The following is a 14,287-nucleotide window of genomic DNA, read 5'->3' on the forward strand; positions in this document are numbered from 1 at the left end:
TAATTATTATGATATTGATCAATCTTTTTAAAAGTGGTATATCTATCTAACAATCTATCATTTATTACGAATTTGTAAGATAATGCCCTTCATCAATTACATTGCCTTAACGGTATCTGCTACACTTTCATGCTTAATATTTTTTACATCAAAGCTTAGTATTTTAAAAGTGAATTGCAAAATAAATCCAATACCAAATACAGATATTACTGTTCCAACGCCAACCTTTGCACCTAACAACCATCCAATAATAAGAACGGTACCTTCTATTAAACCTCGTATTGCCCCTATGGGTACTTTTGGCATACGCTTTCCAAGTGCAACCATGAGTGCATCACGGGGTCCACAACCGAGGGATGCACCAATATAAAAATAGCTTCCTACGCAAATAACAATTTGACCTAACAGAAGCATAAGTACACCCATCCAAAAATTGGACATCAAGGGAATAATATTGACATATTGAATTAAATCCACAAACTTTCCTATCAGTATAGCGTTAAGAATTGTACCAAATCCAATTTTTTCTTTAAAGGCAAAATCAATGGCAATGATAACAAAGCCAGAAATGACAACGATATCGCCATAAGAGAGATGGGTCAGATAAGAAAATCCCATACTGAATGCTTCCCAAGGTGCTAAGCCTATGTTGGCTTGTATGCTTAAAAAAGAGCCAAGTGCAAATAAAAAAAGTCCAAATATCAACCTAATTGTTCTTTTCACGTAGTTATTTATTGTAGAATCCCCCTTTCCATTCATGATATTGTAGCATAACCACTCTTGAAACCATATGAATAATTAGACTTTTTAAAATTATCAGCTTTTAAAATATATGGCAACTATTTCACCTCATCCTATCTAATTGGTTATGGGTGAAGGTGAACAATTTTTTGGTTGAAAACAACACAGGTTTTACAGAGGTGGTGGTCTTATTTTCCCTTTGTTTTTTTGGTGAAAATATGGAGGTATCCTAGCCATATCATAGGATTAAGAAGGAAATTTCATAACGGTTAAATATTATTATTTAATGAAGACTTTGAATAATAATGAATGGCTTTTCCTCGTTGTTTGGCATATTCAATTTCATTTCTTGTACTATTACCAATATAGCCGTTTACATCAATAACAAAGATCTCATCTGCCATATTAATCTTTTCATAATGAATCTTTTCAAACAATTTTGCCTGCTCTTGAGTTATTTCAATACCCTCGCTTTGTTCAAAGAAACCTAGACTGATCACAATGTTCCCTTGTAATGTAAGATAAGCATTCGCCTCTTCGAATTGTTTTTTAAATTTTGTTGACCCGCATAAAGTAATGACTTTCATAGAAAATGACCTTTCCACAGTTATATTTTGTTCATACTCTTGAATGTCTTTAAGTATAATTAGATATTCCAGCTAGAAATCATATTGGTATATTAGTGAATGCCTTTCGTTTTTTCTACATCAATACAATTTTTCCCTTTTTGAAAAGGCAAATTCCTGCTTTTCCCGCAATTTTAGTCTTTCATAAGGAGAATGAAAGACATTTTTCCTCCTCCTTCAATTTTTGTCCTTCATAACGGTAATGAAAGACCATTTCCTTGCTCTTCCTACAATTTTGTCTTTCATAGCAATAATTATATAAAAAAATCAATAATTATCCTACTGGCAGCAAGGTAATACAACCATAGGCTACTTACTCAAAGGGAATAGATTCCTTGATAATTGATCATACTTCATATTCTCAAGGTCTGTTGAATGTTTACAATAAATGATTACTTGTCCTCTTTCTCCACAATGTGGACAAATAATATTTTCGATAGACTTTAAGGATTGAAGATAAAATTTCTCTTTACAATCATCACAGAAGTACTCAAATAAAATCACCATTTTCACCTTCTCAATAATCTTGATTAGTACAAGTATGTGTATCATGCACCCTAAGACTAAAATGTTAATTATTTCGGTAACTGGATCCATGTTTGGTTATCCAATAATTCAATAAAATAATAGCTTTAAAAAGTCATATCTAATAGTGAATTGAGTAATTTCCTTTTATTACTTAGTTGGAATAAAAAAGCCGGCCTCCTAATGGATCAATTATTTAAACCCTTAATTTTCTTCCAACCAAAGCAGATATTTGTCGATTTTTTGGTCATTAAATTTTCCATTCCACTGTAACTTCCAATGATTGTAAATCGTTTATTTATATGTGAAAACAAAAAGGAGGAGAAAAAATGAAAAAATGGTTTGCAAGTATTTTAGCTTGTCTTGCATTGTTCACTTTCAGTATCGGGGCTTCTGCAGCAACAACTTCAGGGGATTTAACAAGTGCTAAGGCGAAAAAGATTGCTTTAACTGCACGTGATCAATACTGGAGTGTTATGAGTGGTCACAATCCAAAGGTGAAAAAAACCACTTGTCCAAAAGGTTCTTTCAACTATAAAGGTACTGATTACCGCTATTTGTGCAGTGAATTTAATACAAAAACAAAGGTTGTGAAGTACTTAAATGAAGTATTCACATTGAATGCCATCGATAAAGGATTTAAGAAATATCGCTTTGTTGTCTACAAAGGGAAAATGGCCCAACCGAATGCAGATAGTGGAAGTTTATTGGAATGGAACAAAGCAAAAGTAAAACTTATTTATCAAAGAAAAGACGTAAAATTATATCAATTCACAGTACCATATGGTAACAAAGAAACCTCTAAGCAAAACGTTACTTTTGTGAAGGTAAAGGGAAAATGGCAAATTAATGCGTTCGATGCAGTAAAATAACATGAAAAAGGCAGAACAGTATAGGATATACTTTCTGCCTTTATATTTCTTCTTTAGATATGAAAAAATTCCTTCCCCGTGTACAGATATGACCTGTCACAAGAAAGGAATCTAATGAAATGCGAAGCAAGTTCTATTTCTCACGATTTGGTAATTTAAACTCTTTAGCATTAGTTTCGCCCAATCCAAATAATCTTCTAACTTCCTCATCAGATAATACTACCCCTTTTTCCAACCACTTTTCTTTAACCTTTTTAAATTCAATTTCTTCTAATTTTAGCAATCCAAAAATCCCTTTCTTTTACAAAATCTACAATTATCTCTATTAAAGATTATAAATTATCTAATAACTTATACAAAGGAATAAATTAAATGCTGTAATAAAATAGTAAATTAGTACTATACTACCTTTTTGAGTCATGAAAATTTCCTTTTTATATTAATAAAATCAAGATATTTTACTTGTCTGCGAAATATATAAATATGTTAAAAATGTAAAAACATGTAGAATTTAATCGAAATTTGTAGAAAAATACTGTTGGACCATGATGGATTTTGGTGGAATAATTAACCATATATAATTAGTTACATAAGGAGCTTTGAAATGAGGAATATCTGTTTATTGAAAGTTGATGAATCAAGATGCTACCAAAACGTGGATCATGCATTAATAGAAATGGGATTTCGAAAAAGAGGAAGAATTGTTTTGTCATCCGCATATCCAAAAAGAAAACCTACCCTATACGAAAAAAACGGGGAACTTTTTTATTATATAGGTATGGTTCATTTTAATGAATCCATTAAAAGCATCAAACTGAGAAAGGTAAAATCCATTTCAAACAAAATTTTATTTGAAAACTTTATCTAAAGGTAAGATCCCCCTTATAACTAGGTAGATCAAGTAAACATACTAGTCTAGCCTTATAAAGGGGGTTTTTGCTTAATTTATTGTTTAATTTATATTGCATGAGATAGTTTATTTCCGCTTTTTCCCTACTGCACCTAAAAAGATAACAAATTCCTCTTCCCCATCCAATTGAAGAATGTCATCAATTAGCTGTTGATCATATATACCGATAGCACATGCCCCGGCTTCGATGGATTCACTAGCTAAATAAAGATTCTGGCTCACATGTCCAATATCAATTAGAATTTTTTTATGAGCGGAAATGTCGTACTTCCACTCCGAACGATAAGGAATGGTGCTCCAGGCAAACATCACTGCTGCCCTTTTAGCAAAGTTCGGTACAAAAGGCTGCTCCAGAGTAATTTCATCAATTTTTTGATCAATTTTTTCTAAATCAAACATATATAAAAGCTGATGTTCTACGGGTAGATATCTGTACACGCCCTCCTGTAATCCATCAACGCGCATAATAAATAGGTAGGTTTCAAACGTATGGGTTGCACCGCTACATGGAACCGTTCGCAAGGAGAGTCCGGACTTTGTTGTACCAGAAATTCCTTGAGTAGCCCATAAAAGATAGGATAGCTCCTCGAGGCTCAATGACTCAGGAGCATAAAACCTTGTACTCCTTCTTTCTTTTATACAATTATAGATATTGGAATTTGTTACAACCATATCGTTTACCTTTGGTAGATTAATAATCTTTGAATTAGGGTCAAAGGACTTAACTGTTGGCGGTTTTGGCAATCCTTTTATCTTATCCGTCTTGATCTTCTTAAATTCAGAGAAATTGGATTTCAGGAAATTTCTTTGCTGTTCAAATCTAGGCATGATTGTTCCTCCACAAGTGTCATTCCTATTTATCATAGCTTATTTAGGAAAAACTTCTGTGAGCTACATCATAGATAGAAACATGGGTTGACCTAATCAACAAAATTTTTCTTGATCCATTACTTTCTCTTTTTTCATCCAATAGAAGACATTCCTATTACCTTAATCTACCTAACCCTATTCGGATCCACATTCACATACTTATACTTCCCCCTCTCTGAATCCTTATAATCCCACCACTCCGTTTTAGTCGTATCAAAACCGTACTTTTTCATAGCATCAGTAAGTATTTTGACATTGCGTCTTTGTTCACTTGTCCACTTTGATTCACTTTTTCTCCAAGCTCTTAGGCTGAAGTCGTCGAATTTGGTTGGCATCTTTAGCTCCTTCCCTTTTTTATCGACGAGGGTGACATCTACTCCTACACCAAGTACATGACCTGAAGTGTAATTCGGGCGAGCGACATAATTCGCATTGGGGAGGAAATTCCAAAAGGCCCTTTGGACCTTGTACGGTCGGTAGGCATCCCATACTTTCATTCGATAGCCATACTTCTTTTTCAAATAAGTGTTGGCCTTCACTAATTTTTCTGCTGTTCCTCTTCTTAGAACAGCATGCTTAAAATTGTATTGGACTTTGTGTGTGAAATTATTTTTCGTAGCGTATTTTAGATCTTGGACAATGGTTTTATCCAGCTTGTCCAGTCGAACAAAATCTGTCTTTTTCACGCTTGTTTGTTTCATTTCTTCATATATATATGTATCCGAATCAATCGTTTTGTTATCTGCATTTGCTGCTATTGGTTGGAAGGCAGTTAAGATAATGGTGAAGGTACAAAGTGTATACCCACCTATTTTTCTATTAAAAAGACGACTCACTCGCTTCATGCTTGTACTCCTTTTCTATGATCATTTTCTTCAAATATGAATATTCCTCTTCAAAACCCTGTAAAACTCTTTTATAGAACCATTATACGGGATGTCATAAAGAGATTAAAAATATTTATAAAATAGTGAAAAGATTCATTGAATTTTATATCAGTAGTCGATATAATATAACTAAAGACGATATATCGCCAAACGTAATAATATTGGAGGTCATGATAATGTCTGGAAGAACGGAATATGGTGCTTTGACTGAAGCGGTGTATTATATTCTTTTGTCCCTCTATAAGCCAATGCACGGATACGGAATTATGCAGAATATAAAAGAGCTAAGTAATGGACGGGTCTCACTTGGAGCAGGTACCTTGTATGGGGCGATTAATACCTTACTTGCAAAGGAATGGATCAAACCAGTAGAAAATGAGGAAAATTCTCGAAAAAAGGAATATCAAATTACTAAGCTAGGAAAAGAGATTGTAGATGCAGAGATTTCAAGGTTAAAGGAACTCATTAAAAATGGCAAGGCCATTGCTGGGGGGTTACCGGAATGATGCATATTGTCAGAAAGGCCTATTTTGATTTTGAGAAGGAAGAAAAGTTTTTAAATGACATGGCAGCAAAAGGGTTCGCCCTTACCAATTATTCTTGGTGTAAGTATGTATTTGAGGATGCTCCTAGGGGTGAATACATATACAGGCTTGAATTACTTGAACACCCTATTAATCATCCAGAAAGTCGAAATTACCTACAATTTATGGAGGAAATGGGCGCTGAGGTTGTAACAAACTATCATCGTTGGGTTTATTTTAGGAAAAAAGCAGTTGATGGTGAATTCCAGATATATACTGATTATGGATCATTAATCAATCATTATCATCGAATTCGACTGTTATTTCTAATTATTGCTGCATTTAATTTTTTGATTGGTATTTACAATTATTATATGGGATATGTAGAAACATCAATGGGAAGTACCCCTATTAACACTTATGTTTCCATCGTATCATTTTCTGTAGCTGCATTATTACTCATATTTTTGATTTTGCCATTAACCAAGAAAATAGAAGACTTGAAAAAGGAAAAGGATATTCGTGACAAATGATGAGGAGACTGGTTCATCGTCCCTCCGATGGTTGCCTCTTGCCAAATTTATTAATGAAATAACTCTATGAACCTTTACCCGAATTAGAAGAAGTCTCTCTTCCCGTTCGGGTTTTTCATTCACACCTATTAGCCTTAAATATTCTACATATGTTTTCAACGGCATCCGCTAAATTTTCATATCCTTTCTTTAAGGCCTCAGCTAGTGGCAGTACCTAAATGAAACTAACCATGACAATCAAAATATTTACTATATTTTATACCATATATGATTATAACAGTTTCAACACCTTAATAATCCTCACTCACAGCTCATAGGAATGCATAAAAAAAATGAAAAGACCTGCAAAGATAGTATATTGCGGTCCTTTCATTTTTGGTTTTGACTTAAATTTAATATTTAAACTTAGCAATAAGCCCCTTTAATTCCTCTGCCTTATAGGCCAATGCTTGGGCAGAGGCAGAGATTTCCTCCATGGATGCCAGCTGCTCTTCAGCTGATGCAGCCACTTCCTCTGATGTTGCAGCGTTTCCTTGGGCAATAATCGTGATTTCATTCGCCGTAGAGGTTATCTCTTGAATGGCTGCTGACATTTGTTGAGCCGTTGCAGAAACCTCCTCCATTTGCACAGGGACTTCTTTTGTACTCTGTAAAATTAGCTTGAATTTCTCAATTGCCTCATTCGAAACCTGAACACCCTCAAAAACATTATCGGTCACACGTGCCATAATTTGTACTGAGTTTGCCGTATCGTCCTGGATTCCTTGAACAATCTCATAAATTTTCTTCACCGACTCCTGAGACTGTTCAGCTAGCTTCCGAACTTCATCTGCAACCACCGCAAATCCTTTTCCATGTTCTCCAGCTCTAGCCGCTTCAATAGCTGCATTTAATGCTAGAAGATTCGTCTGATCCGATATTTCTGTAATGACATCTAAGATCGAGCTTACTTCCTTAGAGCTCTCATATAAAGATTTAATCATATTATTAGACTCTACCACTGACTCGTGGATAGAATTCATTTGATTTACTGTATTTGTTACTGCTCTACCACCTTCCTCAGCTTGAATGGTGGTTTGTTGGGCGAGTTCAGATACCCTTATAGAGCTTTCTGCAATTTGATCAACCCCTTTAGAAACATCAAAGAGAGATTGAGCATTTTTGTCTACTCCATTCGTTTGAACTTCGGCATTATGTGCAACCTCTTGAATGGATGTTGCAACTTGTTCCGTTGCCGCGCTTGTCTGTTCTGCACTTGCTGTTAATTCTTCTGATGAAGCTGCCACCTGCTCTGCGCTACCCTCGACCTCTCTTACTAATAACTTTAAGCTCTCCTGCATTTCATTAAATGCATGTCCTAATTGACCAATCTCGTCACTTGTTTCAATCTCTATTTTTTCTGTCAAATCACCCTTACTAATTGTGATTGCCTTTTCCCTTAGAACCTTAATGGGTTTAATTATCGATTTAATAATTAAGAAAACAACAACTGCCCCAACAAATACTGCAATTAAGATGACTAAAATAGTTTTATGCATAATAGAGGAAACAGCCTCATCAATCTCAGCCTTTTCGATGGACCCTGCTAATTTCCAACCGGTTAATTGATTTGTTGTAAATGCTTGAATTTTTTCTTTTCCCTCAAATTTATATTTAAAATTCCCATGTTCTTTGCTGAACATTTTATTAACAAAGCTGTCAGAGGCCTCACTACCTAACTCTTGAGTTGGATGAGCAATATATTTTTTTGTTTTGTCTAAAATGAAGGCATATCCTTTTTGACCAATTTTCACATCTTTAGTTAGTTCCTGTATGCTAGTCAATGGCATCGTAACGGCAACAACACTTGAACCGTCCTTGACAACTTTTGAAATCGTGATAATCATCTCGCCATTTGCAGCAGATTTAAAGGGTTCAGATATGACGACCTCCCCCTTATGTTCCATCGCATCAATATACCAAACACGTTTCCTTGCATCAAAGTCAGAATCTAATTTCACGGCAGGTTCCTGAAAAAATTCACCTGATTCTGTCGCGAGTAAAATATTTGCAGCTTCTGGATGCAGCTTAATATAATTATCAAACAACTCATGGAGCTTTTGACTATTCCCTTTTTCATATAGATTTGGTGAAATGCTTTCTGAAAAATAATCAATATCATGAAGTTTTGATTCAATAGTTTGATCTATGGTTGAATCCAATACGGTCATTGTTTCAGTAAAACCAAATAGGATCTGGTCCTCCACAGCTTTCTCCGCACTCATAAGGGATAAAGACCCTATAATAACTGAAGGAACGATTAAAATAAACGAAAAAGTTAATATTAATTTGGTTTTCAAATTACTAAAAAATTTCACTATAGCTTTCACAAAATTCCCCTCTTTTATTTGCTTATTATGATGTGTTTACCAAAACTTTTCCCCATCGAAAATAACATTGCTCCCCCCATTTCATCGCAATGTTGTCTCTTCAAATTCCCCAACTCACCTCATTTATTATCTTGAAATAACAAAAAAAGGCTATTCTACTCTCAGGTAGGATAGCCCTTCATTTAACCCCTCATAAAAATAGGTTGTTTTTTTGGAAATTATTATAATAAATAACATCTAGTTGACTTGATTTCTGTGAAGTTTATTTTTTAATAATTAGAGTAAAAGAATGATTATTTGTGGAGTATATTACTTTGATCAAAATCTCTTCATTCTAATCATAAAATAACATTTTTCCCTATTAATTGGTTTTGTCTAGTATTAACTGTGGGCTATTGTCTTAGTTATTTAAGATAATCTACAAATTTTTTAATTCAGTGGTCCAAATTAACTATAATTGAATAATATACTAATTTCAACAAAAGTTTACAAATTACTACATTTTTTTACAAATTACTGATATTCACAAAACTGCTCACAATTATAAGAGGCTAGATACTGTAAGAATGAACAAAAAAAATAACATGAAGAGAAAGATCTTCTTCCTTTCCCTCCATGTCAGCTCCTCAATCACCAAAGAACAGGTCAATGATGTTAGAAGCATCACTGGAATCATCATGATAAAACTCCGAATAACCACAGTTTGTGCAATAAACGACTGTGAAATGATTGTGCTGAATATCAAACATCTTGGATAAACCAGTTCCGGTAAATGCTACTTCCTTCGTCTTTCGCTTCCTGGCATCCACATTTAAAGCATCCTTTATCATCCATATCAAACACTCAAGCATTTTCTCGTATATATATGATTATAGTGAGGAACGATTCCATTTATTTGAAGTTTTATATATATTTTCATAAAATTTTAAATAATAGAAATGAATTTTTCGATTTACATAGAATATTACATATATATAAACGTTGTTTTTTGAAATATTATATAAAAGGAGTTATACGCTAATGTCCAACACTTATTTCTTCACTGGATTTCCAGGATTTATTGCAACCTCTCTTATAAAAGAAATAATTAGAAAAAAATATGAGATTAACCATGTATATTTACTTGTACAATCTACTTTTCTAAAAAAGGCTCAAGAAGAAGTTGAAAAGATTGCTCTTGAGGAGGATATAAATATTAATCAATTTACGATTATTCCGGGGGATATAACAGAGCCTGATTTAGCTATTTCAGAGGAGGATCGTACCCGATTAGAAGATGAAATAACACATGTCTTCCATCTTGCTGCGATTTATGACCTTGCTGTTCCAAAGGATATTGCCTATAAAGTAAACGTAGTAGGTACAAGAAATGTGAATGATTGGATACTGACTTTAAAGCATGTGAAGCGTTATGTATATTTTAGTACTTCTTATGTTGCAGGGACCCGTGAAGGCCGAATTCTTGAATCAGAGTTAGAAAAGCAACAATCATTTAAAAATCACTATGAAAGTACAAAATTCGAAGCAGAGGTATTGGTTCGAAAAATGATTAGTCAGGTCCCTACTACGATTATTCGACCGGGTATTGTTGTCGGACACTCAAAAACTGGAGAAACAATCAAATTTGATGGGCCCTACTTTATATTAAACTTTTTTGATAGACTTAAATTCTTACCACTTATTCCATACTTAGGGAAGGGCCAAGCGGAAGGCAACTTTGTTCCAATAGACTATATTTTTGACGCAACGATTTATTTAGGACATGCGGATATCGGTATTGGAAAAACCTATCAGCTAACAGATCCTAAACCGTATTCCTGCAACGAGGTTTATCGGATGCTCATGAAGGAGTGTCTTGGAAAGGAGCCTGTAGGAATGATTCCTCTTCAGCTTGCTCGATGGTTTCTCTCCATCCCTGTTTTTCGTAGATGGGTAAGAGTCGAGAAAGAGGCGCTTGATTATTTTACCTGTATGGCAAAATACGATAGCACCCAAACCCAAATGGATTTGGTAGGGTCAGGAATTACCTGCCCAGATTTTAAAGATGTCATTCCGTCGATTGTACAATTTTATAAAAAGCATAAAAATGATGATAACAAGCAGATCTCCATTCTTTAATCATTCAGTAATTAAGGAGACTGTTGTCAACCCAATATTTAATTATTAAAAGAGGGATTACATGGAGAACTATTCAAACCTTATCACAAAGCAAAATAATTTTTTTCGAACAAATAAAACAAAGAAGCTCGACTTTCGGAGGGAGGCTCTAGAAAAGCTTAGAGCTGCTATTAAGCAGAAGGAAAAGGATCTGCTTGCTGCCCTTAAAGCAGATTTGAATAAATCTGAATTTGACGCATATACCACTGAAATTGGTGTAGTTCTTGAGGAAATTCGGTTTACTTTAAGTCATTTATCATCATGGACGAAACCAGAAAAGGTGAAGACCCCTATCACCCATATCGGCTCATCAGGATATATTTATTCAGAACCATACGGAGTTTCGCTCATTATTTCACCATGGAACTATCCGTTTCAGCTCGCAATTGCCCCATTAATCGGCGCGATTGCAGCTGGTAATTGCGCCATTATTAAGCCTTCGGAGCTTACTCCAAAAACCTCGGAGCAGTTAGCCGATCTCATCCAAGATATTTTTCCGGAAGAATATATTTCGGTTATTTTGGGTGGAGTGGAAACGAGCCAAGCCTTACTTAGTGAAAAGGTAGATTATATCTTCTTTACTGGAAGTGTTCCTGTTGGGAAGGTGATCATGGAGGCTGCTGCTAAAAATCTGACACCTGTCACCCTAGAATTAGGGGGAAAAAGCCCATGTATTGTTCATGAGGATGCCAATGTAAAGCTTGCAGCCAAAAGGATTGCATGGGGGAAATTCACCAATGCCGGTCAGACTTGTATTGCCCCAGATTATCTGTATCTTCACAAGAATATTAAGGAGGAATTTTTAAAACAATTAAAAGATGCGATTCAGGAACTCTATGGTGCTGAGCCCCTTAAGAATGAGAATTTCACTAAGATTGTCAGTAAAAGACATTTCAATCGACTTGCATCTTTTATTAGTAATGGAAAACTATTCTGGGGTGGGAAAAGAGAAGAAGATTCCTTAATGATTGAGCCAACTGTTTTAACGGATATTACTTGGGATGACCCTATCATGCAGGATGAAATCTTTGGACCGATTTTACCTGTACTTGAATTTGATTCCCTTGATGATGCTTTTGAAGGTATTAATCATCATCCACACCCGCTTTCCCTTTATCTATTTTCTGAAAATGAGGAAATACAACAAAAGGTGTTAAATAGCATTTCATTTGGCGGTGGCTGTATTAATGACACCGTTTATCACTTTGCTTCCCCTTATTTACCATTTGGTGGTGTGGGGCCAAGTGGAATGGGCGCCTACCATGGGAAAGGGAGCTTTGATACCTTTTCGCACAAGAAAAGTGTATTAAAGCAGACAACAAAGTTTGACATACCTTTTCGATATCCAAACGTGAAGAATGGGTTGAAGAAAATAAAAATGTTTTTAAAATAGGAATTTGGCTAAAATTGCACCACTGAATGTAAGTTATGCTTATGGGTGCTTCCTTTCTTGCAAGACAAAGAAACGATTCTCTTGTTCCAAAATAATATCAAAATATGAAAAACCTTTTTAAAATACGAAAGGGGGTATGGATTAAATTCCATATCCCCTATTTTTAATAGCACTATTTATTGACAGTTTCACTAGAGATCATATAATACCTGCCATTTGACTACTTCCTCAACCTCATCCTACAAAAAGGGAAAGCTGTATGAATCATCCCGAGCACCCTTCCCGCAAAAAGCTATACCTTATTAATATTTCGTTCCAGTAAATCCATTAACGTCGTTTTATCGAGTAAATCTGCCACTGTTTCCCTAACATGTGCCCAAAGTGGTTTAAGCAGGCATCCTACCTCTAGTGGACAGCTTTCGTATGAGGTAATGCTAACACATCCCATTGGCGCAAGTGGACCTTCTAAATTCCTAATAACTTCTCCAATGATGATTTCTTTTGGATTTCTACTCAATTTATACCCTCCTTTTACCCCCCTTTTACTTTGTACATATCCAAATTTCTTAAGCTGTAAGAGAATTTGTTCTAAATAGTTTATTGGAACGAGGGTCCTTTCAGATACCTCTTCAATAGATACTAACTTTTCGTCATGACAACCTAAATAAATTAGAGCTCGTAAGGCATATTCTCCTCTACTGGATATTTTCACTTCTATTCACTCCCTTATTGAAAACATAAAGGCTACTGCCTATTTTCATCTGGTAAAAGAACCCACCAAGATAAACGCTCATATTGTAAATTAGAAACTTGATTAGATTAGTCAACATTACAGAAATAGACTTCGAACACATATTCTAGATGAATGATCCCTTTTATCTAATCTATTCAGTAATTTTAAAAAAAGGAGTGTTTCCTTTGAAAAGGTTGATTGTTCTCGCCCTGATCGGATTAGCTGCACAGTTAGTTGATGGGTCCTTAGGTATGGCATATGGAGTCACCTCTACCTCGTTATTGCTTCTCTTTGGAATTGCCCCAGCAGTTGCATCCGCATCAGTGCATATGGCCGAAGTAATCACAACTGCAGCATCGGGTGTATCTCACATTCGATTTGGTAATGTTGACAAACAGGTTGTCTATCGTTTAATCATTCCTGGCTCAATTGGGGCTTTCTTAGGTGCTTGTTTTGTGGGAAGTATTCCGGGGGATATTATTAAACCCTACGTCTCTATTTTTTTATTATTATTAGGATTTTACGTGATTTATCGTTTTTTATTTAAATTTAATGCTCCTAAAAAATTGTCTGGAAAAAGAATGTCTAAAAAACATTTCCTACCATTAGGTTTTATTGCCGGTTTTTTTGATGCTACTGGTGGGGGAGGCTGGGGTCCAATTGCTACCCCGGTGTTATTGACGAACAATGAAATGGAGCCAAGAAAGGTTATCGGCTCTGTTGATACCAGTGAATTTGCTATAGCAGTCTCTTCAACATTAGGCTTTCTCCTGACCTTAGGATGGTCTCAAATCAATCTCCAATGGGTTATTGCTCTCATGATTGGTGGTCTGATTGCTGCACCTATTGCCGCATGGCTTGTGAAAATTATTCCAACAAACCTACTTGGTACTTTGGTTGGTGGGATTATTATCATTACAAATATCAGAACCTTATTAGGTGCATTAGATGTTTCCACTTCTACCGCGGTCTTCACCTATCTTGTGCTACTAGTACTTTGGTTCTTCGCTATAGGGAATGTAACCTGGAAGCTAAAAAAGAATAGTGTGAAAAGCATTACGTAAACATAACAAAAACACAATGTTCATTCAAGACGAACATTGTGTTTTTGGTTAGCCGTCATAATCATTTTCCAAAAAGTGGATGG

General features: G+C 35.1%; 14 protein-coding genes and 1 pseudogene. 7 read left to right on the forward strand and 8 right to left on the reverse strand.

Annotated features, from left to right (window positions below; genetic code table 11):
* Positions 1-96: 96 nt before the first annotated feature.
* Together BQ6100_RS16830 and BQ6100_RS16835 are read right to left on the reverse strand one after the other, a co-directional pair.
* Positions 97-723 carry a YczE/YyaS/YitT family protein gene (locus BQ6100_RS16830; protein ID WP_218921361.1) on the reverse strand — a complete coding sequence of 209 codons (627 nt, stop codon included), beginning with the start codon at positions 721-723 and terminating at the stop codon, positions 97-99.
* A gap of 287 nt (positions 724-1,010) precedes the next feature.
* Positions 1,011-1,328, reverse strand: coding sequence for a DUF4406 domain-containing protein (locus BQ6100_RS16835; RefSeq protein ID WP_075982712.1), 318 nt, complete (start codon positions 1,326-1,328; stop codon positions 1,011-1,013).
* Positions 1,329-2,221: 893 nt separating this feature from the next.
* Between BQ6100_RS16835 and BQ6100_RS16845 the strand changes: the two genes are divergently transcribed.
* Entirely contained in the window at positions 2,222-2,764 is a 543-nt protein-coding gene (locus tag BQ6100_RS16845; RefSeq protein WP_075982714.1) for an IseA DL-endopeptidase inhibitor family protein, read from the forward strand.
* Positions 2,765-2,897: 133 nt separating this feature from the next.
* On the opposite strand, the gene BQ6100_RS21315 is transcribed toward BQ6100_RS16845, so the two are convergent.
* Entirely contained in the window at positions 2,898-3,047 is a 150-nt protein-coding gene (locus BQ6100_RS21315; protein ID WP_159433167.1) for a hypothetical protein, read from the reverse strand.
* 339 nt (positions 3,048-3,386) lie between these two features.
* Here BQ6100_RS21315 and BQ6100_RS16850 point away from each other — a divergent pair, with 339 nt between their 5' ends.
* On the forward strand, positions 3,387-3,632 hold the full coding sequence (locus BQ6100_RS16850; protein ID WP_141770160.1) for a hypothetical protein: 246 nt from the start codon (positions 3,387-3,389) through the stop codon (positions 3,630-3,632).
* 108 nt (positions 3,633-3,740) lie between these two features.
* Here the strand turns inward: BQ6100_RS16850 and BQ6100_RS16855 are convergent, their stop codons facing one another.
* A complete protein-coding gene (locus tag BQ6100_RS16855) occupies positions 3,741-4,502 on the reverse strand; it encodes a SagB/ThcOx family dehydrogenase (RefSeq protein WP_075982716.1) in 762 nt (253 codons plus the stop codon).
* Positions 4,503-4,669: 167 nt separating this feature from the next.
* Positions 4,670-5,389, reverse strand: a complete 720-nt coding sequence (locus tag BQ6100_RS16860; RefSeq protein ID WP_084780442.1) for a M15 family metallopeptidase — start codon at positions 5,387-5,389, stop codon at positions 4,670-4,672.
* 218 nt (positions 5,390-5,607) lie between these two features.
* On the opposite strand from BQ6100_RS16860, the gene BQ6100_RS16865 reads away from it, so the two are divergent.
* Both BQ6100_RS16865 and BQ6100_RS16870 read left to right on the forward strand, forming a co-directional pair.
* Complete coding sequence (locus BQ6100_RS16865; RefSeq protein ID WP_075982717.1) at positions 5,608-5,937, forward strand: PadR family transcriptional regulator; 330 nt, start codon at positions 5,608-5,610, stop codon at positions 5,935-5,937.
* The gene (locus BQ6100_RS16870; RefSeq protein ID WP_075982718.1) at positions 5,934-6,488 is read left to right on the forward strand and encodes a DUF2812 domain-containing protein; all 555 of its coding nucleotides are present in this window, start codon (positions 5,934-5,936) and stop codon (positions 6,486-6,488) included. The genes BQ6100_RS16865 and BQ6100_RS16870 overlap by 4 nt, the downstream gene beginning before the upstream one ends.
* Before the next feature lie 392 nt (positions 6,489-6,880).
* Here the strand turns inward: BQ6100_RS16870 and BQ6100_RS16875 are convergent, their stop codons facing one another.
* On the reverse strand, positions 6,881-8,848 hold the full coding sequence (locus BQ6100_RS16875) for a methyl-accepting chemotaxis protein (RefSeq protein WP_075983609.1): 1,968 nt from the start codon (positions 8,846-8,848) through the stop codon (positions 6,881-6,883).
* A gap of 635 nt (positions 8,849-9,483) precedes the next feature.
* A pseudogene (locus tag BQ6100_RS16880) lies at positions 9,484-9,691 on the reverse strand (zinc ribbon domain-containing protein).
* Between the two features lie 186 nt (positions 9,692-9,877).
* Here BQ6100_RS16880 and BQ6100_RS16885 point away from each other — a divergent pair.
* Both BQ6100_RS16885 and BQ6100_RS16890 read left to right on the forward strand, forming a co-directional pair.
* Positions 9,878-10,975, forward strand: a complete 1,098-nt coding sequence (locus tag BQ6100_RS16885; protein ID WP_075982719.1) for an SDR family oxidoreductase — start codon at positions 9,878-9,880, stop codon at positions 10,973-10,975.
* Positions 10,976-11,036: 61 nt separating this feature from the next.
* Positions 11,037-12,407, forward strand: coding sequence for an aldehyde dehydrogenase (locus BQ6100_RS16890; protein ID WP_075982720.1), 1,371 nt, complete (start codon positions 11,037-11,039; stop codon positions 12,405-12,407).
* A gap of 292 nt (positions 12,408-12,699) precedes the next feature.
* Here the strand turns inward: BQ6100_RS16890 and BQ6100_RS16895 are convergent, their stop codons facing one another.
* Positions 12,700-13,119 (reverse strand): RrF2 family transcriptional regulator, encoded by a 420-nt coding sequence (locus BQ6100_RS16895; protein ID WP_075982721.1) that lies wholly within the window; start codon positions 13,117-13,119, stop codon positions 12,700-12,702.
* A 206-nt stretch (positions 13,120-13,325) separates the two neighbouring features.
* Here BQ6100_RS16895 and BQ6100_RS16900 point away from each other — a divergent pair, with 206 nt between their 5' ends.
* Positions 13,326-14,204: a sulfite exporter TauE/SafE family protein gene (locus BQ6100_RS16900; RefSeq protein ID WP_075982722.1), complete on the forward strand. Its 879-nt coding sequence runs from the start codon at positions 13,326-13,328 to the stop codon at positions 14,202-14,204.
* Positions 14,205-14,287 lie beyond the last annotated feature (83 nt).

The sequence above is a fragment of the Bacillus massilinigeriensis genome (genome assembly GCF_900117315.1).
Lineage (GTDB): Bacteria > Bacillota > Bacilli > Bacillales > Cytobacillaceae > Bacillus_BE > Bacillus_BE massilionigeriensis.